This is a genomic window from Okeania sp. KiyG1 (assembly GCF_014132355.1).
GTDB lineage: Bacteria > Cyanobacteriota > Cyanobacteriia > Cyanobacteriales > Microcoleaceae > Okeania.
In genome coordinates this window covers 49,624-71,061 of record NZ_BLZO01000070.1, presented here as the reverse complement: position 1 = coordinate 71,061, position 21,438 = coordinate 49,624, and the positions used below count along the sequence as shown (strand labels likewise).

General features: G+C 38.2%; 31 protein-coding genes and 1 tRNA gene. 16 read left to right on the top strand and 16 right to left on the bottom strand.

The window, feature by feature from the left end; genetic code table 11:
* The 4 genes from SAGCYANO_RS14910 to SAGCYANO_RS14895 form a co-directional block, all read left to right on the top strand.
* A partial coding sequence (locus SAGCYANO_RS14910; protein WP_202220798.1) for a hypothetical protein occupies nucleotides 1-415 on the top strand: 415 nt, incomplete at its 5' end.
* 113 nt (nucleotides 416-528) lie between these two features.
* Nucleotides 529-1,407, top strand: a complete 879-nt coding sequence (locus SAGCYANO_RS14905; protein ID WP_202220797.1) for a hypothetical protein — start codon at nucleotides 529-531, stop codon at nucleotides 1,405-1,407.
* A 308-nt stretch (nucleotides 1,408-1,715) separates the two neighbouring features.
* On the top strand, nucleotides 1,716-2,276 hold the full coding sequence (locus SAGCYANO_RS14900; RefSeq protein ID WP_202220796.1) for a hypothetical protein: 561 nt from the start codon (nucleotides 1,716-1,718) through the stop codon (nucleotides 2,274-2,276).
* Nucleotides 2,277-2,767: 491 nt separating this feature from the next.
* The gene (locus tag SAGCYANO_RS14895; protein WP_237396181.1) at nucleotides 2,768-3,037 is read left to right on the top strand and encodes a hypothetical protein; all 270 of its coding nucleotides are present in this window, start codon (nucleotides 2,768-2,770) and stop codon (nucleotides 3,035-3,037) included.
* A gap of 283 nt (nucleotides 3,038-3,320) precedes the next feature.
* Here the strand turns inward: SAGCYANO_RS14895 and SAGCYANO_RS50335 are convergent, their stop codons facing one another.
* From SAGCYANO_RS50335 to SAGCYANO_RS14835, 12 genes are all read right to left on the bottom strand, one after another.
* Complete coding sequence (locus SAGCYANO_RS50335; protein WP_375339936.1) at nucleotides 3,321-3,764, bottom strand: DNA N-6-adenine-methyltransferase; 444 nt, start codon at nucleotides 3,762-3,764, stop codon at nucleotides 3,321-3,323.
* 45 nt (nucleotides 3,765-3,809) lie between these two features.
* Nucleotides 3,810-4,073, bottom strand: a complete 264-nt coding sequence (locus SAGCYANO_RS14885) for a hypothetical protein (RefSeq protein ID WP_202220794.1) — start codon at nucleotides 4,071-4,073, stop codon at nucleotides 3,810-3,812.
* Nucleotides 4,074-4,081: 8 nt separating this feature from the next.
* Nucleotides 4,082-4,504 (bottom strand): hypothetical protein, encoded by a 423-nt coding sequence (locus SAGCYANO_RS14880; protein WP_202220793.1) that lies wholly within the window; start codon nucleotides 4,502-4,504, stop codon nucleotides 4,082-4,084.
* Nucleotides 4,505-4,589: 85 nt separating this feature from the next.
* The gene (locus SAGCYANO_RS14875; RefSeq protein WP_202220792.1) at nucleotides 4,590-5,093 is read right to left on the bottom strand and encodes a hypothetical protein; all 504 of its coding nucleotides are present in this window, start codon (nucleotides 5,091-5,093) and stop codon (nucleotides 4,590-4,592) included.
* Nucleotides 5,094-5,101: 8 nt separating this feature from the next.
* Nucleotides 5,102-6,046 (bottom strand): hypothetical protein, encoded by a 945-nt coding sequence (locus SAGCYANO_RS14870; protein ID WP_202220791.1) that lies wholly within the window; start codon nucleotides 6,044-6,046, stop codon nucleotides 5,102-5,104.
* Nucleotides 6,047-6,141: 95 nt separating this feature from the next.
* Complete coding sequence (locus SAGCYANO_RS14865) at nucleotides 6,142-6,912, bottom strand: hypothetical protein (RefSeq protein ID WP_202220790.1); 771 nt, start codon at nucleotides 6,910-6,912, stop codon at nucleotides 6,142-6,144.
* Between the two features lie 11 nt (nucleotides 6,913-6,923).
* Nucleotides 6,924-7,379: a hypothetical protein gene (locus SAGCYANO_RS14860; protein WP_237396179.1), complete on the bottom strand. Its 456-nt coding sequence runs from the start codon at nucleotides 7,377-7,379 to the stop codon at nucleotides 6,924-6,926.
* A 2-nt stretch (nucleotides 7,380-7,381) separates the two neighbouring features.
* Nucleotides 7,382-7,849, bottom strand: a complete 468-nt coding sequence (locus SAGCYANO_RS14855; RefSeq protein ID WP_202220788.1) for a DUF1064 domain-containing protein — start codon at nucleotides 7,847-7,849, stop codon at nucleotides 7,382-7,384.
* On the bottom strand, nucleotides 7,824-8,183 hold the full coding sequence (locus SAGCYANO_RS14850; RefSeq protein ID WP_202220787.1) for a hypothetical protein: 360 nt from the start codon (nucleotides 8,181-8,183) through the stop codon (nucleotides 7,824-7,826). Before SAGCYANO_RS14850 ends, SAGCYANO_RS14855 begins: the two co-directional genes overlap by 26 nt.
* Nucleotides 8,184-8,188: 5 nt before the next feature.
* Complete coding sequence (locus SAGCYANO_RS50330; RefSeq protein WP_375339935.1) at nucleotides 8,189-8,440, bottom strand: C-terminal helicase domain-containing protein; 252 nt, start codon at nucleotides 8,438-8,440, stop codon at nucleotides 8,189-8,191.
* 167 nt (nucleotides 8,441-8,607) lie between these two features.
* On the bottom strand, nucleotides 8,608-9,024 hold the full coding sequence (locus SAGCYANO_RS14840; protein WP_202220786.1) for a hypothetical protein: 417 nt from the start codon (nucleotides 9,022-9,024) through the stop codon (nucleotides 8,608-8,610).
* 47 nt (nucleotides 9,025-9,071) lie between these two features.
* On the bottom strand, nucleotides 9,072-9,776 hold the full coding sequence (locus tag SAGCYANO_RS14835) for an AAA family ATPase (protein WP_202220785.1): 705 nt from the start codon (nucleotides 9,774-9,776) through the stop codon (nucleotides 9,072-9,074).
* A gap of 517 nt (nucleotides 9,777-10,293) precedes the next feature.
* Here SAGCYANO_RS14835 and SAGCYANO_RS14830 point away from each other — a divergent pair.
* Entirely contained in the window at nucleotides 10,294-10,530 is a 237-nt protein-coding gene (locus tag SAGCYANO_RS14830; RefSeq protein ID WP_202220784.1) for a hypothetical protein, read from the top strand.
* Between the two features lie 101 nt (nucleotides 10,531-10,631).
* On the opposite strand, the gene SAGCYANO_RS14825 is transcribed toward SAGCYANO_RS14830, so the two are convergent.
* A complete protein-coding gene (locus tag SAGCYANO_RS14825) occupies nucleotides 10,632-10,814 on the bottom strand; it encodes a hypothetical protein (protein WP_202220783.1) in 183 nt (60 codons plus the stop codon).
* On the bottom strand, nucleotides 10,807-10,992 hold the full coding sequence (locus tag SAGCYANO_RS14820; protein WP_202220782.1) for a hypothetical protein: 186 nt from the start codon (nucleotides 10,990-10,992) through the stop codon (nucleotides 10,807-10,809). The genes SAGCYANO_RS14825 and SAGCYANO_RS14820 overlap by 8 nt, the downstream gene beginning before the upstream one ends.
* A 194-nt stretch (nucleotides 10,993-11,186) precedes the next feature.
* Between SAGCYANO_RS14820 and SAGCYANO_RS14815 the strand changes: the two genes are divergently transcribed.
* Complete coding sequence (locus SAGCYANO_RS14815) at nucleotides 11,187-11,654, top strand: hypothetical protein (protein ID WP_202220781.1); 468 nt, start codon at nucleotides 11,187-11,189, stop codon at nucleotides 11,652-11,654.
* The gene (locus tag SAGCYANO_RS14810) at nucleotides 11,635-12,210 is read left to right on the top strand and encodes a hypothetical protein (RefSeq protein ID WP_202220780.1); all 576 of its coding nucleotides are present in this window, start codon (nucleotides 11,635-11,637) and stop codon (nucleotides 12,208-12,210) included. The genes SAGCYANO_RS14815 and SAGCYANO_RS14810 overlap by 20 nt, the downstream gene beginning before the upstream one ends.
* Here the strand turns inward: SAGCYANO_RS14810 and SAGCYANO_RS14805 are convergent.
* A complete protein-coding gene (locus SAGCYANO_RS14805; protein WP_202220779.1) occupies nucleotides 12,185-12,640 on the bottom strand; it encodes a matrixin family metalloprotease in 456 nt (151 codons plus the stop codon). The genes SAGCYANO_RS14810 and SAGCYANO_RS14805 overlap by 26 nt on opposite strands.
* A gap of 138 nt (nucleotides 12,641-12,778) precedes the next feature.
* Between SAGCYANO_RS14805 and SAGCYANO_RS14800 the strand changes: the two genes are divergently transcribed.
* The 5 genes from SAGCYANO_RS14800 to SAGCYANO_RS14780 all read left to right on the top strand — a co-directional run bounded on the left by SAGCYANO_RS14800 (nucleotide 12,779) and on the right by SAGCYANO_RS14780 (nucleotide 15,984).
* Nucleotides 12,779-13,483, top strand: a complete 705-nt coding sequence (locus SAGCYANO_RS14800; RefSeq protein ID WP_202220778.1) for a hypothetical protein — start codon at nucleotides 12,779-12,781, stop codon at nucleotides 13,481-13,483.
* A gap of 153 nt (nucleotides 13,484-13,636) precedes the next feature.
* Nucleotides 13,637-14,686, top strand: a complete 1,050-nt coding sequence (locus SAGCYANO_RS14795; RefSeq protein ID WP_237396178.1) for a hypothetical protein — start codon at nucleotides 13,637-13,639, stop codon at nucleotides 14,684-14,686.
* 27 nt (nucleotides 14,687-14,713) lie between these two features.
* Nucleotides 14,714-14,980 (top strand): DUF4031 domain-containing protein, encoded by a 267-nt coding sequence (locus tag SAGCYANO_RS14790; protein ID WP_255502564.1) that lies wholly within the window; start codon nucleotides 14,714-14,716, stop codon nucleotides 14,978-14,980.
* A gap of 69 nt (nucleotides 14,981-15,049) precedes the next feature.
* The gene (locus SAGCYANO_RS47580) at nucleotides 15,050-15,181 is read left to right on the top strand and encodes a hypothetical protein (RefSeq protein ID WP_255502563.1); all 132 of its coding nucleotides are present in this window, start codon (nucleotides 15,050-15,052) and stop codon (nucleotides 15,179-15,181) included.
* A gap of 89 nt (nucleotides 15,182-15,270) precedes the next feature.
* Nucleotides 15,271-15,984, top strand: a complete 714-nt coding sequence (locus SAGCYANO_RS14780) for a hypothetical protein (RefSeq protein ID WP_237396177.1) — start codon at nucleotides 15,271-15,273, stop codon at nucleotides 15,982-15,984.
* A 666-nt stretch (nucleotides 15,985-16,650) separates the two neighbouring features.
* Here SAGCYANO_RS14780 and SAGCYANO_RS14775 read toward each other — a convergent pair.
* Nucleotides 16,651-16,724, bottom strand: a tRNA-Val gene (locus tag SAGCYANO_RS14775).
* Between the two features lie 655 nt (nucleotides 16,725-17,379).
* Between SAGCYANO_RS14775 and arsB the strand changes: the two genes are divergently transcribed.
* The 4 genes from arsB to SAGCYANO_RS14755 all read left to right on the top strand — a co-directional run bounded on the left by arsB (nucleotide 17,380) and on the right by SAGCYANO_RS14755 (nucleotide 21,258).
* Nucleotides 17,380-18,612 carry an ACR3 family arsenite efflux transporter gene (gene arsB, locus SAGCYANO_RS14770; RefSeq protein ID WP_202220773.1) on the top strand — a complete coding sequence of 411 codons (1,233 nt, stop codon included), beginning with the start codon at nucleotides 17,380-17,382 and terminating at the stop codon, nucleotides 18,610-18,612.
* A gap of 148 nt (nucleotides 18,613-18,760) precedes the next feature.
* Nucleotides 18,761-19,384, top strand: a complete 624-nt coding sequence (gene arsH, locus SAGCYANO_RS14765; protein WP_202220772.1) for an arsenical resistance protein ArsH — start codon at nucleotides 18,761-18,763, stop codon at nucleotides 19,382-19,384.
* 2 nt (nucleotides 19,385-19,386) lie between these two features.
* Complete coding sequence (locus SAGCYANO_RS14760) at nucleotides 19,387-19,836, top strand: dual specificity protein phosphatase family protein (protein ID WP_202220771.1); 450 nt, start codon at nucleotides 19,387-19,389, stop codon at nucleotides 19,834-19,836.
* Between the two features lie 411 nt (nucleotides 19,837-20,247).
* On the top strand, nucleotides 20,248-21,258 hold the full coding sequence (locus SAGCYANO_RS14755) for an ArsJ-associated glyceraldehyde-3-phosphate dehydrogenase (RefSeq protein ID WP_202220770.1): 1,011 nt from the start codon (nucleotides 20,248-20,250) through the stop codon (nucleotides 21,256-21,258).
* Nucleotides 21,259-21,438 lie beyond the last annotated feature (180 nt).

Genomic DNA, 21,438 nt, shown 5'->3' with positions numbered 1-21,438 from the left:
CGGGAACAACGAAGGTGTAAGGACGATTGAATCGGGAATTATCCAAACCCAAAATGAGTCTGGGTTTCTTTCTTCAATCGTTCAAACAGCAGGGAGTTTACTGGGATTTTTGACGTCAGGACTAACAAGTATATTGGCGAGTATCGAATTTACCGCAACGAACATATTAGACTGGTTTAAAGAAGGATTTGATTATGTATGGGAATTTAACTTTCAAAAGACAGACAAACAATTAGACGCGCAAATAAAAGGTTTGTTCAACTCTATTCAAACTAGAGTCTTCGGCGTCCTGGGGAAACAAATTGGGTCGATAACAGCTATCGGAATAGGAGGCGCGATAGCATTTTATATTAATCCAGCGGTAGCAAAACTTTTATTAGCGAATACCGCTGATGATTTTTTAACGAAATATTAATAGACATTCAGCAACTATTGACTCTTGCTGCTCAAAGCGCAATTCGTGCGGGTTTCCTCGTCGCTTTCAAGAATACCCGCGCCTTTATCAGGAAAACCTACAGAAATCCTGCCTTGAGAGCGTTATCTTCAAACTTAGGGATTGATCCCGCAATAATAGATCAGTGGGGACAGAACGAGAGTTCTAGCTGGAGCCTGAGTGAAGCAAAGGAGCAAATAATTGAGTCTATCGATGATGACCAGTTCCAGAATAATATCGAAGAATTAACTGAAGAATTAACTGGGGCTTTCTGGAATACTGCGATGAACATGGCTAATTTATGGGATCAGTTACACTTGCAGGCGATCGATCGTTCATCTCCCCAAACATTCATTTATCAACCAAATCGCGCCTACGGAGATGAACGAGTTTACCTGCACGGTACTCCAGAGGAATTACGAAACCAAATCATTTCAGTCAACGCGAATCGCACCTTGATTGATAATAGAGACATAGGTTATGTCGTTACTACTCCTGACGACAATCCTGTCACCAATAACAACGGAATAGAGATTGAGTTTTGGTTCACGAACCAGCAAGGAAAGTTCCGAACTACTAAAGAAGAGAAGGCTAAAGGGATTGCGATACACAAGCCAAGAGTTCCTAATGTAGACAAGTCAAAAATCAGATGGGAAAACTTAAAAATATTATGGAATAATTCAGTGTTTATAGATGGGGACTACACAGCGATTGCTTGCCTAAACAATGGGAGAGAAATTCACTGCCGAGGAAATACAGGAGAAACTGTTGAAAAACTAGCAAAAGAACTAGCTAGTCTGAGCGAAGCTGAAGTAATAGGAACTATCGACATTCGCACGAAGACAAACTTCACTATCCGCTACCCAAAAGGAAACAGCAGCCCATGTACTTACAGCGGATGTATGTTCGTAACTACAGCAGAAAGACAAAGTTTGAGTCCCTGGGTCAAATTGACAAAGCGAAGAATAACATAAGTGCCCGACTAGACTTATGGCAAGAAACTAAGCCCGTGAATTTCGATTTCCTTCTAAATAAAGCCTTTAATTTGGATTTAGATTAAAAAAGTGACGATATCGTCACTTTTATTTATTCCTTCTTCTTGGTTGTTATTATCTTTTGAGACCTTTATTATGAAAAATGAAGAGTGAATAAATGAATGTAAAAAAATGGCAGTAGAAAGGAAGACTCAAAAAGAGCAAAATGAATCTTCTGGTATTGATACAAAGGTCTGAATGCAGATGGAGGCGCTGGTGTAGGCCAATCGCAAGAAGAACAACAGGCCTTGAATGAAGGGAGATTAAACAAAAGCCTCCCTGTAGCTAGCAAGATACTGATCTCTGCTACTGGTACAGGATTTTATGTACCAGTGATAGTGCCCCACCAGCTTGCTGATGCATTAAAAATCAAAACAGACGCTGATTTAGCTTCAGCGAATAAAACAAGAGTTGCTGTTCCCAACACAGCAAAGCTTTACGCTCCTAGGGTAAATACAGCTGAAGCGGATGAAGATGAAGACGAGAGCAAAGTATCAAACAGGGCTAATACGAAGGGAATGCCAGGCACTAAAATAAAAGGAAGGAGGATAGTAGGAAAACGATTTATCGTAGTACTTAAAACCCCGGTAGACCAAACTATCAAGGATGAAAAGAAGTCTGGCTATATTAAAAGGGTAGGGATGAGAGTTCCCGCTGTTGTATCTATTGCTGCTTTTGGAACTTGGTTAAGTAAATTTGCAGATCCTACAGAAATTCCGGTTGGATATTATGTAGAAAAATCCAGTAGGATGTATACTCCTGGTGATTATTCGGATAACTTGACAAAGATAGATATCTCTGGACCATAATGTGGACACTTGAATCAAAAGTATCTGACAATGTCGACAAAATTGATATTACGACAGATCCATTGTTAATTTTGTCAGACACGACATTTAAAATAGAGATTCGTTTACTGGAACCAATCCCGACGTGGAGTTTAGCTGGTTACCTTTATACCGCCAGTGGGAACGCTGAATACATTTTGTACGACACAAGACCTATAATCCTTACTTATGAAAACCTTGTGATTACTAATTTTGCTGTAGGTCAACTTCCAATGCCTGAATCTATTCGCTTTGTTTTTAGACCCTTGTCTTGGGTGAGGCGTGTAGAATATGATTTTATTCTACACAGATATATTATTTGAAATTATATTTAAATAATATCAATTAAGAAAAATAATAGTGGTTGTAATGATGAATCTAGCCGAATTTTTAATAATTATCGCACTTGGAGTGACTTGCGTTTATTATGTTGCCTTAATATGGGATCTGTATGGAGATAAATGGCGATGAGATTGTTGGACTGGGAATTTGCAACAGTTTTGCTTACCGTACTAAGCGGACTGATTGGTATTATATTCTATATCAGTGAAATGAATCACTTTGTAAAAGAAGGAGTTAACTTACAGAAACAGGTTGGGAAGGATATAGAAGAGATAAAAGTGACTATGATTCATTTTGAGAATGCAGGCCGAAATACTCAAATACGTTTATATGATGTTGAAGAGTGGGCAGAAAGTAACGGGTATAAACGTGTTAATTCCAAAACAGATTTTGATAAATAGAGGAGATTAACAAAAATGATGACAATTTTATTCTTTACAATTTCACTCTTAAAAAAATGAGAGAAGTGCCTGTTATCTGCCCTCTTTGCGGTAGTAGTAATATAAATACTGAAGCTCATTGCAATTATTATTGTCGCGATTGCAGTCACTACTGGCCAAAATAAAATTAAAATAGGGATGACCAGAACGTACCTGGTAAAATGAATCTTCGATCATCCCTATTTTGTTATATAAAACTGTTGTACAAATCTATACAACAGTTTTGATTTTAAAAGACAAGTGCTTAAGTTAAGAAAGGAGAAATGTCATGCGGTCTTACTATAACCTCCCCTGTCTCTGCAAAGCAGTCGTGAAAGCGTTTTGTCCATGCTCCGCAATAGATTATAGCGCTACCTTTAGCGGAAGGATACTTCTCCTTATATCCATCTAATATGTCAAGAAACTTGATTCGCCCTCGAACGAAGCAAATAGCTGATGCTTTATCCCAGACACGAGAAAACCACAAAGTGTCCGTTGAGGAAGGAAGAAGAGCGATCCCTTCTTGTATTGTCCTTTTCTCATAGTCACGGAAGAATTTTTCTACCCAAGGACCTGGCTGAGAATAAGGAGGATTCATGAAGACCTTATCGAACCAGGTCTTTGAAAGGCCGTCATGTTCAATACTGTAATGTGTTCCCACTGAAATTCTTGGAAAATACTTTGATTCAGCACAAGGATCTAAATCAATCTCACCAAAAATCTTTTTACTAAAGAAATTATTTTTGGTGGAGTCCTAATTATCTCCTTTTTTAGAAACAATTGGTTTATTCTCGTCAAAAGCGTTCCATGAGATAGTGACAGTGTCTTGGCCAGAATGATAATCGTAGTGAGACATATATCCCTCACACATCAACTCACTTGTCACGCGCTTTGAGAATGTGTTTGACCGAAAGCTCAAAGTGTCACTAAATAGAGTCACTTGACCAAAGGGTCCTTGTTTATCTATTTCTTCAAGAATTTTTTCGAAATAGTCCTGTCTTTCAACTTCAATCATCATATTCTCTCCTAAAATTGAATGACATTTACGATCGCTTGCATATCCAACCTGGCAACTCCATGATCCCGCGCTAAACTTCTGAGGAAGTCCCTTGCAACCAAACTTTTTTGAAGCTTGTCTACTAACTCCTTCTTTTCGTAAGGAGTAGAAGATGCAGTCAAAGTGCCTAAATGACTACACTTCATTGAAATGTCTTTAATTCCTTTGATATTCTCATCAGAGACAGAATAAGGTTCAGCCATTTTATTTGAATAAATAAAATGGATAAACACGTAATACTCCAATGTTCCACTTTTAGTATCAGTGATTGAAAATACTTGATAGGGGGACCAATTCATCAAGATATTCTTAGCAACCTCTAATGAATTTAAGTCTATATTGGGAACGTTAGGGTAAAAAGTCGTTCTTGGTATGCTTGGTAATTCTGGCATTTTCTTTTTGTGAACATCATGATGTTCATCAAGTGAACATCTAACAGGGCTATCTCTCTGAATAGCCCTGTTAGTGTCTACTTACTTAGATATCACCAATATCTAAGTACTTGACCCAATACCAAGATCCTGATAAATTTTTCAACTCATATCCCTTCTCTCTCATGATCTGAGAGATAGATTGAGTATTTATCGAGTCAAAGACGCCGCTCTCAATCCCTTGCTTAAACTCCCTTTTGATGTTCGCAGCATCAAGGGTAACTAGATCAGTTAGAGGCTCCCCGTCTTTTTTTCTTTTTTCATTAACCCTGGCAATTTCTGCTTCCCTCGCTTTTAAGTATTCATTGATGTACGAAAACTTAGGGTCAGGCTTAAGGAGGAAAGATTTAATATACTTCCTGTAAATCTTGATTTTCTCCTTGGCGGTAGCAATATCCATATCATAAGTCACTACCATAGAAGCAATTAGCTCTTTCTCTTCTCCACGGAGTTTTTTTAGCAAAGTCTTAAATTCACCCTGCTTATCTAACCAAAAATTACGAACTATATCAGCTAGAGGTTCTTCACTGCCTTCATTGAAGATAAGCATCTCTTTATCTATAAATTCCTCATCAGCGCTTGCTTTTCCGTTGGAATAATAATTATCCGCCTTCGGATTTCGTGAAACTCAGGCATTATCCAAAAAGGATCACAAGTACTTATCGCTTTTGGGCAAGCAGCATTGAATGATTGATTCTTGCCAGTTTCAGAACTGCTAATCGCAGTTTTGGCGTTAGAGATAGATGTCCCTGTCTTCAAGAGAGTATAGATTTTTTCTTCTTTAAAAGTAGCCTCGTTACAATCATCCAGACAAATGAGAATATTTTCTTCTGTTTCCTCTCCGTTTTCATCGATGCTCATACGCAATTCTTCGATATGATTCCTGATTCCTGCATAAGTTGCAGTTGAAGAAAGAATAGGACAGTCATAGACTTCACTCGCCAGCTTAAGTCCTGATGATTTGCCTGTCCCTGACTTGCCAAAGAAGACAGTGATCAAATAATTGCTGCATAGAGCAGACGGGATTAAAATAGAAGATACAAGTACTGGCATTACAACGTCTCGATTAGAGATTTTCGTTAGTTTATCAAACAATTGCTCTAGCTTGATGACGATGGGAGCGTTGTTGTCACAATAGTTGTAGTAAGGATCTCTTGTGTCCTCCCTGGAGAACTTCCCCTTTTTTCGGACCTTTGGTTTTGAAACCTTAGATTTAATCAGCCCTAAAATTTCTTCATCTGTTTCTAAACTGAATATCTTAAAAGCCTTGATCTCGTTCGCTTTCACTGCCTTGAATCCGAGTAGTTTAGAGTAAACTACTCGGATTTCTTCTGGAAGTAATTCACCCTCAAGATAATAACCGCAGTAAATTACGTTATACTTTTTGTTGACATTAGGATCAATCCACCGGATTTTTTCAAATATCCTGATAACTCGTCCTTCATTAGATTTAGCAGCTTCTTCATTTTTAGCTAAATTTTTTGCCCAAATATCATTACTCATTGCCTTTCTGTTCCTGTAGTGTTGTTGGTTCTGTATAAGTATTTTATATAACTAAATACTTATACAGAAAAATATAGAGAGGAGATACTGAAAAATTAAGACAGTATCATTTTTAGAACTTCAGTCTTTTCAATATCTAGCTGAAGAGCTAGATGGGTAATCGCTTCATGATTCGCTTGAAGGAAAGCTAGCTTAGACTCTAGCTTTTTAGTAGTGGATTCTCCATAACTCTTTTTGAATCCACTAAGGTTAGACACATCTGGGGTTTTCACTTTTAAAACCCGCTCTACTTCCTCTGGAGTAAGCGCCTTGATATCAAGGCGTGGAGCTTTATTACCAAGAGAAGTCGTCAGCGTTTTCCAGTCTCCCACGGGATCAATGAGCGAGGGATCGTCAGCGATCCCAAGCTCACTTTTATAATAGTCATCATAAAAAACTGAATTCAGCGGGAACGTAATACCAAAAGCTTTTGCGTCACCTATTGTTGAAAGAATTTTCTCAGCGACAATCTTAAAGGCAGGGAAATCAGACAATTCTTTCCCTTTATTTTTTTTCGGCAAGACTATACAGCACGGCTTCTCAGAATCTAGTTTTACAGCCTCATCTATCCACTCATCTTTGCCGTCTGGTTTTTTATTGCCAGTTTTTCTACTCGTACAAGCTTCAAAGCCTTCTAGGTTAAAGTACCCACTAAAAGTCAAGTTGTTCTCACTGACTTCTAGTTGACACTGTCCCTTGATTTCTTTCCCGTTAATACCAGCGTGAAGCTTTCCAGCTCCCCAATTGATTTGCAACTCAATAACTTGCAAATCATCATTGCTAAGGCTACTTACGACCTTAGCATCCCAATCTTTGTAGTTAGACATTTCTCGCTAGTTTATAAATGTTTACTAAGCAAGTCCAAAGACTTGCTTGTTAATAGCTTACGGAAAGCCATTTCTAATGAGAGTTTAGGATTTTCATTGACTAATTTAATCCAACCAGCCCACTGTTCTGAATCCAATAAAATTTTGACATCAGTTTTTTTCAACTGTACATTCAACAATCTTCCAATCGATTGGAAGATTGGAAACATAGGATGGTCAGAAAAAATCACCCAAACGAAATTTCCTAGGTAGGATGTATCCGTTATGAAAAAATATTTATCGTCCTTTCGGCAATAAATCGTGCTTCGCTCGCGAATAGTTAAATAATCAGCAGGTATACTGCGAGCATTGTAATCTTTCCAAACGAAGTCATCTGGGAAGAAAGCATCTAATGTCTCTTCCTCTAAGTCAGAGATAGAATCTAATGTATCTATTTGAAGCATCAGATTTATCTCATTTTCTGTCAACTTTAACCTCGACATCTGTTCTTGATTACCTTGACTAATTCTACTAAATCTTTCCCTGACATTAAATTAAATTGCTCCCAAACCAGGAAATGAACTAACCCGCTGGAGTGCAACCCTCTTGGTTTATTTCGTTCTGAATGAACAACAATAAGTGGAATGTTCTGATACAATTCCCACAAGAGAAATTTAAACTTATCTGGTTGCGTAAATCGCCCTTTAGCTTCGATAGCAAATAAAGATTTGCTACCATCTTTGATCATAAAGTCGACTCTCCAATATGCATTGGAGATACACAATCTTTTGTCAGGACCGTTCTCTCCTAGATAAGCTGCTCTATGGTGACAATGAATTGATTCTAGTCTCAAAATATGTCTGAGTTTAAGATATACTTGACTTTCGTACTTGGAATCAAACTTGATCCCATTAGCTGTAGTCTTTACTGCATTAAACTTGTTCGTTTTCGATCTCATCAGTAATCGTCTCCATAACAACTTCTTGAGATTCTGAGGCAGATAACAAGTTATTATTTGGCGTTACCTTTGAGACCTCTAGTTCACTCAGTAGACCTGAAAGAATTCTTTTTTTGTCACTTACTGTTATTTTTGCCAACAGTTGTGTGACTCGATATTTGATATATTCATTGTCAAACCGAACGTACCGCAACTCTTTATCTGTTAGTTTCTGCACTTCTTTCGCTAAGCGACAATTAAGTTGCAAAACATGACCTTCAGGCAGTGTCATCAACTCAATTGGAGCGATTTGATGGTGAAGGTAATGGATTTCAGACCAGTGAAATATTTTCATTTCGATTAATCCTTGATGATGTACAGTTGTTCTGATGCCCTACTGAAAGCTGTGTACAACAAAGCGTGTGGAATTGTCTTAGATAGCAATAAATCGTCTAGGTAAACGAAACAATGTCGTATAGAGACTCCTTGAGCTTTGTGTACGGTGGACGCATACAAATCCTTGTAAGAATCTCCCAGATTATAAAGAAGTTTGAGAACCTTTCTAGCGTCCCTTTGGTTTGGCTTCTTAAGCTCTTGTTGAAACTTAGTGATTAGATTTTCTTTTAGTCCGGAGCAACTGGCTGAAAGGACGTAGGATTCATACCTAAGCCCCTTGGATATCTCCGCTTCAAATCCAATTATTTTCCCCGCTAACAGTGGAAAAAATACCTCTATGGCGTCTCGCTTGATAAAAGCATCAAATTTTTTAACAATACTTTCTACGGAATCGACGTTGGAGGCGATATCACTTTGATCGTGTCACCCATGTTGACAAAAATATTAAATTGAATTTTTCTCAACCCATTCAAGTCTCGTTCCATGTCATCGGACAAGCGAGTTACTGGCTTATTGCATCTTATGCGGTTATGCATAAGATAAAGTGCATTTACACCTACTTTCTTCCGAAATTGTTGATTTAAAAAATCAACCGTTTCGTTCCTAAAAGCCAAGAACCTACAGTGATTTTCATCTTTTTCGTAGTCCTGACTTTTGAATAGATCGACGCCAATAGAAATAGCCTGCTCCATTGAGATATAACTAACCCCTTTTCCTGCTTTAGGAAGGTAGATACTCGCCGATAAAGAAGCATCTCTTGTCTTCGCTACTTCTTCAGCGAGATGTCCAGTCGCTCGCATGATTTGATTTAACCGAATCTGCTGGCAACCGAGCGCAAAAGCGGGAGCTATTGTCTCCCCACTGGAGGTAACTGCGCTTCATCTCCAACGAATAAAATCTTTCTTCCTTTTGAAAGGATCCTTTCAAGGTCTTCTTTGGCGATCATAGAAGACTCGTCACAAACGACTAAATCACCTCCTTCCTTGTCTACAACTGTCTTAAATTCTTGTTCCCCAGTCTCACTGTTAATAACAGGCTGCTTCCCCAAGAATTGAGCTATAGTATTTACCTCGCAATAAATACTATTTTTTTGGAGCGAGGTTTCTAGCACTTTCTTAGCTCCATGTGTAGGACTTAAGAAGTCTGCTTGAACGTTTAACAATGATGATAACCATTTAGACAAGGTATAAGTCTTGCCTGTGCCACCACCCCCAGTCAAGATAGTTGACTGCTCGACTCCTGAATACCAACTATTGAGGTTCTCAATAGCTCTCTTCTGGTCTTCATTTAGGTTCTCGTTGTATGAACTACCTAAAGGACGAGGGAGCTGTCCTCCTGGAATGTTTATTGTTTTTCCATCGAAAGCCTCTGTGACTCTTTGAACGATCTCATCAAACTCTTCCGGTCCTTCTTCTTCAAGTTCATAGGAAATAAGTTCTCCTATGGGAGCTAGTAAAAGCTTTAAATCTGAAATTATGTATTCTTCAGGATCCAAACACATCCTAGCTTCTAACTCTGGAGAGAGTTCTAAAGTTATTGTGAGTTTCCACATCTCCTCTATTTGATTTTCAAGGTACTGATAGTGCCTGTCTTTGTAGGTATCTGTTCTTGTATAACAAGGTTGTATAAATAACTATTGCAACAAAAATAGATTGCAAGCGCAGACAGGCTAGATTCAAGATAACTCTCAACGCCAAAACGGCGTTTATTTAACAAGTTACTTACAATAATTTGTTAAACAAAATGAATTGAGAATCCTATAGCAGTAAAGTGAGCTTTATTCAGAGAGGTAACTTACGATACTCGAACCTTCGCGGTCGGTTCTCAGGCTACCTACCTTTTTGCTCGTCTTTTCTTTTGCTATGTTTCTACTATAGAGCAATTGCTCAAAAACTAGCAACCCCTTTTATATAAAACTTGCTTATAACTAATATTAGCAATATTAATACTACGAAGCAGATCTATATAATGCTTAAAAGATTTTTTCTTGCAAACAATGTTAGGCTATTTTCAGTCGCAAAGAAAAACTGTTAGCAACGATTGAGTTACTAACAGTGATTAATAAGACTATGAACTTGACAAAAATATCTGAATTTAGAAAGTATTTCTCTTTTATTGATAAAGCCATTATCAGAGAAAACTATGGTGATTTACGTCGCCTAAAAACCTGGAAAACAGCATACGCTGACAGGTACGCACTTCTGTGGGAAGATGTCAAGTCAATGTTTCAAGCCAAGAGTAAGATTAAAAACATCTTGCGTTCATTTGAGAAATGGGCTAAAGGTATGACGCAAAAAATAATCTAGGCATTCTTGAAGACATCGCTCAGATGCGCATATGCCTCTATTGTTTGCTCAAATTAAGCAGCAGGAAGGTGGGTAGCAACCACCCAAGTATAGAAAGTCAATCACTCTTGAGTATCATCATTTTCTTCTTGGTCATCCTCTTGTTCTTTTGCTTTTTCCTCCTCCCATATTTCTTGAGCTATTTCTTTCACCCTTTCTGCGATCGCCTTAGGTACTGTGACACTGGTTTGATCCTTCTTAGAGATCCCCCAGTCATACCCATGTCGTCTACCACCTCTAGGCATTGTCACTATCCTCTTGAACGCTTTGGCTCATCTGCTCTTCTGACCTCTTTCTCTGCTCCCACAATTCTTGAGCGAATTGTTGTACCTCTTCCATTATTTCTTTCGGGACTTTTACATTTGTTTTGTCTTTATCAGGTACATTCCAATTGTATCCATGTCTATGCTTCCCTCTGGGCATAATTCCAACCTCTTTAATCTAATGTTAAATGACTCTCTATTTTAGCATTAAATTGGCCCAAAGAAGTTTGGACATAAAAGAGAAACCCGCTAGATTACCTCAGTGGCAAGAGTTTGTGATTTTGTACTACAAATTTGTAATATGTTTTTGTAGTACAAAAAAGATCATCCATACATAGACCTATCAACGAAAAAATGTTTTGCCTATTAAAAACCAAAGATTGCCTTAACCTCTGTACTACCTGTAATTATTGTTTCAACTACTTACAAGTAGCTATCGACTCTCAAGTCAAAAACTATTTATCAGCCAAAGATGAATTTAATGCTTCGTATGATTGCTGGAAAGGTGAACGTTTTGCTATCACCTCTAATGGTGAATTAATAGGAATTGAAAAACTTTACCCTGACTTCCATCATGTAAAAGTATGCATCATCAAAGATAAGGATAGAGTTAACTCTATCCTTCGCAAGCTAGTTGAATTTAAACAGTCACCCGATGAGATTGAAAGTGAACTACGCCTAGAACTTGCGAATATAGTCATCCAACTTCCGTGGGAATTGGTAGAAGGAAGAGAGCTAATACCAAGAGATAAAGACCTACAGAAATTTCTTCGCAAAGCTAATGAGTTAGCGAAGAAAAGTAATGGAATTGTTAGCCACTAGAGACAGAGCTAAAGCCGATATGTACCTAAGAACCTTGGCTGGTATCGTTACCTGCTGGGTAAAAGTAGAGGGAAAAACTTTCCGAATTGTCAAAACTTACGAGCAATCAATTAAAGAAAAAAATCGAGGAATTATTGAAATGAAAAAAAATGCAAAATCTAGCGAAGCTGCTATATCAAAGATGGCTGAACTATATTCGATATCTGAAAAAGAAATAGTCGATTTCTTAGAGAAAACAGGTACTTATGTAATAGAGAGTTTTTATGAAACGGTGCTGTTTCGCTGCGAATGTGGACCCTATGCAATGGTGTTGTGTTTGGGAAAAGATGAAGAGGATATAGAACTCGTTCCCACGATAGAAATATTAGGTAAGTGGGTGTTTTTTAGTCGTGTAGCTATCGCGATAGCTAATGCATATTGCATGTTTGAAGAACATGCATTTGTCGATATATTCTCTGTGTATGCTAAGACAGGGAAACTAACAGAGTTCATGAGAAACAAAGGAGTTTCTCATGCAGTAGAGCAGTTATTTAGCCAACAATATCGCGATAACTAGTCTCTATCGCCCAAGTATCAAGGGGGGTAAGTTGGGTAGACATCTGCTCAACTCCCATTCCCGTTAAATTATCGGTCATCACTGAATCCTGTCGATCAGTGTGACCCAACCCCAATGCATGACCGAACTCATGTATCACAACGAAGTCCTGATACCGCTCAGGTTGTTGCAATAGCTCTGGAGAAAGGAATATATCACCACTGATGAGAAACTCACCGGGGTAATGAGCCAGGGCTAAGAACCCTTGAGTGTCTGCGAATCCTATAAAAATATCAGGTGTAGGTGATTCAGTTAGGGTTAGTCTAGTCTTTCCTGTGATGTCATCAGCAGCTTTATGAAACTTTTCTCGCATTTCTATTGGCACATTAGTGTTAAACCCATAAGTGACACCAATGTCGTCCCAGGTGTATCCAGAGAGAATATCATACATAGTTCTAATTACTCTTCTTTTTTGACTGAAAATCTTTTCTACATGATAGCAATTTCTTAGAGAGCAAAAAAAAAGAATACAGTCATCTGAGATTCTTTTTAACTGATCTCAGAAACTGTATTCCAACAAAAGAACATTATGACTAATTTAACCTACAAAATGCTCCAAAGCAATACCGGAGTTGAAATTGTAATAAACCCTGATTTTCCTGATGAAATTTTCTGTTCCGTAGCAGGATATCGCCGTCTCGCCGAGATGCCCCCAAGGCCGATTTCTTATCGGATTAAAAAGTCCGGCATTGAATTTGATGTCGTCAAAATACTAACCCCTTCGGGTATTAATCAAGTCAAATTAATACCGAAATATATCGTTGAGGAGTGGTTGCGGATGGATAACCCAACAGCGCTTGCAAAATTTCAATTCGCAATCTCCCATTATCCATCTCCCTTTATCTGGAAAACCGTATATCGCAGTTTCTCTCATTGGAAAAGTAAAAATATCAAGAAATTGGTTCTTGATGAGGAAGACATTGTAAAATTTTACTTTTCAGAAGAATGTGAGATAGAAATCGCTACAGATGATGAAGAAGGGCTCTGGTTCCTCGTGGATGGTGTTTGTAAATATCTGGGGCTAAGTGATGCAGCTTTGCTATTCAAACATCTGGACAGGCGTGAAATAAGATTCTGTTGCATCAAGGTAGGCCAGTTAGATGTTCGCGGAGCAAGAGCGATAAGTGAAGACGCATTCCACTTCTTGGCTTCTATGTCTCAATACCCGCTTAGCTACAATTTTAACAATAAACTTATTAAAGCTTTAGCTAAACATCGTTCCCGCCACAAGTAATTTTTGATTAATTCTCTCTAGGAGATCCGCTGTTAGGATCTCCTATCCTTTTTGAACGGTAGTTACTGCGATTACCCCAGTAAAAATACAGTCATCTGGGTTCACAAAATCAAACGAACCCAGAAACTGAATATTTTATTGACCATGAGAAACATGAGAAAATTAAAGTTCGTAGGAAATTTTTGGGAGTTGACGGCTACTTACAGCTCTGACAATGAATTAATTTCACTAGAAGGTGAGTCTTTGGTGGCAGAGAATTTAGATTTTTTTGTAGGTACTGAATCACTGAATAGTGACTGGGAGAAGTTCTTCCCGGCGATTTCCTATATAGAATATTTTGAAGTAGAGATAGACCGAAAATGCTTAGAAATGTATGAAGCTGCTAAGTATCCGCAGAAGGCGCGTAAGGTCTTAGTGGAACCATCTCCTGAGAAACAAGCGAAGGGAAAGTCTGAAGAGCGTGAATTAGTCCACAAAACTTTTATTAGCGATGATGGGATTGAGATTATCATTAACACTGAAACTGGAGAAAGCTTTTGCTCTATAAAAGGTTACGCGAGATTGTCAGGCGTAACCCAGGGAGCTATCTCTAAGCGAGTTGTTAAACTTCAGGGGGTTTCCTCAGTCAAAGTAAAAATGGTTGAAGTCCAAACTCCAGGGGGGATTCAAAGGGTTTCCTTAATCCCGGAAAAAATCATTGCAGAATGGATACCTAATGACAACCCAAAATTAACTACTGCAATGCTGATCGCTGGTACTCGCGTCTTCTTCCATCAATTAGCTGGATATCAGATTCGCTCAACTGCTATGGCAGATTCTCAAGATCCTCCTAAGGAAAAGGTACAGGAGAAAAGCAATAACAATCCTCCTGCACCTAGTAAGAGCGCACCTGAAGTATTACACCATGCAATGCTTTTATCATACCCCGTTCAAGAGTATATCGCTGAGACAAGATATTTAAAACCTATCTTAGATTCAACGATTCACCGCTTTCACTTAATCAATTCAAAACGAATTGTCAAAGGCGAGAAACTCGTTGATACTACGATAACTTCGTCAGAGGCGATCGCTTGTTTTAACCGAGGAGTAGTCGGTGGAATATTCCCAAAAACAAACACTGCTAAACGCCACCAAGTAATGAGTTTGCTAGGTTGGGAGTTCATCAAGCTTAATGGGTGCTATTGCTATAGATTTAAAGGATAGTTGCGAACAAAACAATAAAGGACGATTATGATTTACGTTGATGATTATAATGGCAGATTTCGGAATATGGTAATGTGTCATATGAGTAGTGACACATCTACAGAAGAGCTAATTGAATTTGCAGCCAAGATAGGTCTCAAAGAAGAGTGGATCCAAGTTCGTGGTACTTGGCACGAGCATTTTGATGTCTCACAGTCAAAGAAAAAGTTAGCTATCAAACATGGAGCTATTCCTATTAACTCCAGGGGTCTCGTTAAAATGATGAAAGAGCTGAAGAAGAACAAAGAAAGCTAATACTGTAATCAAAATGATTTAATAGAAATAACGTTTATCTAGTGTGTCTTGTACGCACTAGATTTTTTTGTGCAACAAGTTATTTATACAGTTTATTTATACAAAAATGGTGTTGCTGAATTAAAGCATGATTTGGGAAAAGAGCGATCGCCTAAAAATGTTATACTTGCTGTACGGAAGAAAGAAATTTACCCACAATGAATATGAGTTTGACTGAGAGCAAATGTAATTCTGGAGTGAAGCATATTATTTTCTACTCTAGTGGAGCGGCTAGTTATGTTGCAGCAAAAATGGTTGTAGAAAAATATGGAAAAGACAATTGCCTGCTAGTCTTTGCAGACACAAACATTGAAGATGAGGACAATTACAGGTTTCTATACGATGGAGCGTTTTTTCTAGAAACAGAATTAGTCGTTCTAAAAAACAAAAAAACTCCGTGGGATATATACGAAGAAAAAAGATTTGTTAATCATAGAGTCTCTAATTGCTCTATGGAGCTTAAAATCAAACCTTGTCGTAAGTTTGTTTCTTCAAATTTTTCTGCCACTGAATGCGTATTGTATTTTGGGATAGATTTCAATGAATACCATAGGACTGAGAAAATAACCAAGAATTGGGAGCCTTATAGCGTAGATTATCCTTTGTGTTGGGGTGATTGGGTAGATCGAAATCAAATTTTTCAGACGATAAAAGACGATGGTTTAAAGCCGCCAAGGCTCTACGAATATGGTTTTTCTCATGCAAATTGCGGGGGTTTCTGCTCGAAAGCAGGGAAGAAGCAGTTTAGGAAATTGCTAAATCATTTCCCTGAAAGATATATGTATCACGAGAAAAGAGAAAATCAGTTTCTTGAGCTGATCTCCAAACAAAGTGGTTGCATCATAAGGGAGAAAGGAGGTACATTGACTCTCAAGCAATTTAGGGAAAGAATTGAATCTGAATCAATGCAGTCTAACTCATCAGACGATTTTATAGGGGGATGTGGTTGCTTTATTGAAGATTGATTTGTTAAAAAAAAAGATTGGCTTATAAGCCAATCTTAAGCTACATTACCCACCTAGACAAAAAAAACGGAAGACAGGACTTGAACCTGTATCGCCTCGCTTATGCAAGGATTCTTGCTTAGAAGACTCCCGAACCGTAGTATTCTCCTGTTTGTTTTCGCGTTTTGTATAAGGTGCGTGCAAGTTCTCAGAATTACCGTTGCATCGTACAAGCAATCTTGACTAACCTATTTTGTCGAGGATTTAACTAGAGTGAGGCTACCTCGGTCGCTACGTTATGATCCCTCTAGCTGGCATGGCCACCTAATCCTGTTTAATGGCCAAAAGCTCAAAGCAGGAAGCTGAACACTTTTAAGTATACTAGAAATTTTACAAAATGCCAACTTTTGTATTTTACTCGTGGTTGTATGCGTAATATTATTTGTTATACAAATTATTTATATAACTTTGTTTAAGAAAAGATATTACACCTAAAGTTAATATTGATAATCATAAGTGGCCAGCACGAAGAAGTAGGGCGAATATGGCCATCTTCATGACAAATATTTTATTTCTATATCAAATTGGCAGTATACTGGCAGAAGAAAATCAGTGATTATTGATTAGCTCAGTCGAGCTTTAGCGAGTGTTAGAGCAACACCTTTACTGGTGGGGGTTGCAGGACTATGGACGTAACAGGACTCGAACCTGTGACCCCTACCATGTCAAGGTAGTGCTCTAACCAACTGAGCTATACGTCCAAATTTGGATTTGGTATACCCTATGCTTCAAGTATACCAATCCGAGACCAAATGTCTAAATTTTATGAGTGACATATAAATAATACATATATTTTATTAACAAATACATACGAATATCTTATACTCATACATTTTCTCCTAGCAGGGGTATTGCAGGAGAGATTGAACTATCCGACCACAACCTAGGCTATAGGTATAGCTTTTGACTTGATAGGAAATTGCATAAGTTTGTACTTACCTCCACTTTTTTAGTTATACTTGAATTGTCTCAAATATCAATTTTTTTTGAAATATAACAGATATAGCACTACCAGAATTGGTTAGGACATTTTTTAATCCTGTTCACGGAGCATTTCCGCACGAAAAAACCCTTTTACAGTTTGCTATTCCCTGTTCCCTATTCCCATTTCGCGTAGCACTATATAAAAAATATGAACAAAAATACTGCTGAAAAATTTCAAGCAGCAAGATCGTCATCATTGGAGTAGCAGTAATGCTCAATGTCTGTAGCGTCAGCAGTCTACTCTCTTACTAAAAAACTTGCTAAATAATTCAATACCACCGATCAACCAAATATCCCAGTAAATGCAATCTTATTCAACCTAAATATGTATAAAGTTCTCACAAAACGAACAGAATATTAATTACACAAATTATGAGTACAAATTCATCACAAGTAAACACATCTGCTGTGCAAGCAGGGGGTCAACTTAGCTTCTTTGAAAAATATCTCACCGTTTGGGTAGCTTTGTGTATCCTCACAGGTATTGCACTAGGGAAAATATTTCCTGGTGTTGCCAGTGCATTAGATGCCATGAGTATTTATCAAGTATCCATACCCATTGCTATCTGTTTATTTTTTATGATGTATCCCATCATGGTAAAAATAGACTTTACCCAAACCAGAAATGCAGCTCATGCTCCCAGACCCGTCATCTTAACATTAATCATTAACTGGGTAATTAAACCTTTTACCATGGTAGCGTTTGCGCAAATTTTCCTCGGTTGGCTATTCCGTCCACTATTAACAGGTACAGAAATATTGCGCGGTACAGAAGTAGCTTTGGCAGACTCCTACATTGCTGGAACAATATTACTTGGTATTGCACCCTGTACGGCAATGGTATTAATGTGGGGTTATCTTTCCTACAGCAACCAGGGACATACATTAGTAATGGTGGCGATTAATTCCTTGACAATGTTATTTTTGTATGCTCCACTTGGACGGTGGTTACTGTCAGCTAATAATTTAACTGTGCCTTGGGAAACTATTGTTTTATCGGTGCTAATTTATGTGGGTTTACCTCTAGCTGCTGGAATGTATAGCCGTTACTGGATTTTCAAAAATAAAGGAAAAGCATGGTTTGAGCGTAAGTTTCTCAAGTATTTAAGTCCGGTTTCTACTGCTGCTTTGTTGATAACTTTAGTTTTATTGTTTGCTTTTAAGGGAGAATTAATTGTAGAAAATCCCTTTCATATTTTGTTGATAGCAGTACCACTATTTCTCCAGACTAATTTTATTTTCTTGATTACTTATGTAGCAGCTTTGAAAATGAAATTACATTATGAAGATGCTGCTCCTGCTGCTTTAATTGGAGCTAGTAATCATTTTGAAGTAGCGATCGCCACTTCAGTTACTCTATTTGGTTTGAATTCTGGGGCAGCTTTAGCAACAGTAGTGGGAGTATTAATAGAAGTACCAGTAATGTTGATGTTGGTAGAATTTTGTAAACGCACAGCTTTTTGGTTCCCTCGCCAACCAGAAAAGGCAACATTAATTGACCCTCGTTGTTATGCGACTCCATTGGTAGGGAGTAGGGGAGTGGGGAGTGGGGGAGTAGGGGAGTGGGGAGTGGGGAGTGGGGGAGTAGGGGAGTGGGGGGAGTAGGGGAGTAGAGGAGTGGGGGAGAAATCTAAATTTATATTTATGAATATATTGAAACTGCCAACTTAAAATTTGTTCTTGACAACCTACCACCTAAAATCTAAAACCTACCACCTAAATAAAGCATACACTTTGATAACAGAATTCAGAAATGACAAATTTTGACCATCCTCCAAGAATTTTATTCCTATATGGGTCTCTGCGCGAACGTTCCTACAGTCGTTTGTTAGCAGAAGAAGCTGCTCGGATAATTACAGAAATGGGAGCGGAAGTGAAATTTTTTCATCCCCACGATCTACCTTTACGAGGACGAGTAGAAGATTCTCATCCAAAAGTTCAAGAGTTGCTAGAACTGAGTCAATGGTCTGAAGGGCAAGTCTGGACATCGCCAGAAATGCACGGTAATATTACAGGCATTCTCAAAAATCAAATTGACTGGATTCCTTTAAGTATTGGTTCAGTGCGTCCAACTCAAGGAAAAACTTTGGCAGTTATGCAAGTGAGCGGGGGTTCTCAGTCTTTTAATGCAGTTAATACCCTACGAATTTTGGGCAGATGGATGCGAATGTTTACTATTCCAAATCAGTCTTCTGTAGCGAAAGCTTATCAGGAATTTAATGAAGATGGGACAATGAAAGATTCAGCGTATCGCGATCGCGTTGTTGATGTTATGGAGGAATTATACAAGTTTACATTATTATTGCGAGATAAAATTGATTATTTGACAGACCGCTATAGCGAACGTAAAAGTTTGGAGAATAACAGGAAAAACTAACAATGGAACAAGAAACGAATCAACCAATAACAGAAAACTTGTGGTGGGTGATTCCAGATAAACTAGCAGGAGTTCGCAAACCAACTGAAGAAGAGTTACCAGAATTACAGAAACTAGGTATCGGTGCAATAATCTCTTTGATGGATGACCCCTCTAACTTAGAGCTTTACAAACAGGCAAACTTACCTTACTTGTGGTTGCCTATCAAAGGAGGAACTGCACCAAGTCGGGAACAAATTAAACAACTACAGGATTTTATTGATAGTCAAAACAATGGTGTTATAATTCATTGCAGCAATGGCAAAAGACGAACAGCTACTGCTCTTGCGGGGTATTTGATTATTTCTGGTTCATCTTATGATGAGGCAATGGAAATTATTTCAACTGCAAACCCAGAAATTGATTTACGGGAATCTCAAAGTAGCTTTTTACAGACTTTGGCAAAAAATTAACTTGTTTAAGAGGTTAAAAAGCTGGATACTATCATGCAATTTGCCCCTACAGATAGTGTATTATCTAATAATTTGCCTAAGTCCTGAGCTAGTTAAGAAAAAAGAAAATTTGGTGTTGGTGCATTGTAATGGTAGTGCTTTGTAATTATTTTTATTATGAGACACTACAGTGGGAGCATCTTCCTCCCGTACTATGCTATTCACTATTGCTATTTCATTAATTGATAATTGATAATTGATAATGGATAATTGATAATTACCTCTGGTTAAAACTGTTGTTGATTGAATATAAGGAAATATTATTTCTTTATTTCCCCTTAAAAGGGGAGGCTTTAAACCAGAATTATTTAATTATTAATTATTAATTATTCGGTAAAACTATCGAAAATTTAAAGGAGGAAAAATATAGCAATGCGTATCGGAATAAATGGATTTGGTCGCATGGGAAGGTTGGCACTGCGTGCGGCTTGGGAATGGCCAGAAGTAGAGTTCGTTCACATTAATGAAATCAAAGGAGGTACGGCAGCAGCAGCACATTTACTTAAGTTTGATTCTGTACATGGCAGGTGGTCGCCGGAAGTAGAAGCAACAGACGAACAGGTAATAATTGATGGTAAACCTCTCAGTTTCAGTGAATATTCTCAACCAGGTGAGGTGCCTTGGGAAAAATTTGGTGTCGATCTTGTGTTGGAATGTTCTGGCAAGTTTAGGACTCCAAGCACTCTTGAACCTTACTTTCAGCATGGTGTCAAAAAGGTAATTGTGGCAGCACCAGTTAAAGAAGAAGCTTTAAATGTAGTCATGGGTGTTAACGATAATCTCTATGAACCTGAAAAACATCACTTACTCACGGCAGCTTCTTGTACCACTAATTGTTTAGCTCCAGTGGTAAAAGTGATTCACGAAGGATTGGGAATTAAACATGGAGTTATTACTACTATCCATGACAATACTAATACTCAAGTTATTGTTGATGCACCTCATAAAGATTTGCGTCGCGCTAGAGCTACAAGTCTTTCACTGATTCCGACTACAACTGGTTCGGCAACAGCGATCACATTAATTTACCCAGAACTTAAGGGTAAGTTGAATGGTTTAGCGGTGCGGGTTCCTTTGTTAAATGCTTCTTTGACAGATTGTGTGTTTGAAGTGGTTCGCCCTACTTCGGTGGCAGAAATTAACAGTTTGCTAAAAACTGCATCCGAACAAGAACCACTGAAAGGAATTTTGGGTTATGAAGAACGTCCTTTAGTTTCCATTGACTATAAAGATGACCCCCGGTCTTCTATTATTGATGCTCTTTCAACAATGGTAGTAGATGAAACTCAAGTGAAAATTTTGGCTTGGTATGACAATGAATGGGGTTATGCTAATCGTATGGTAGAGTTAGCTCGAAAAGTTGCTCTGAGAGAGAGGGAGTAGGGAGTAGGGAGCAGGGAGTAGGGAGTAGGGAGTAGGGAGTAGGGAGTAGGGGAGTAGGGGAGTAGGGGAGTAGAAAAACAACCGTACCTCAGTAACTTGAGAAACACTATAAATCAATACGGTTTCCTAGGTCATGCTGCGCAAACAGATAATACCAAAACTCATAAATCGATCTATAGA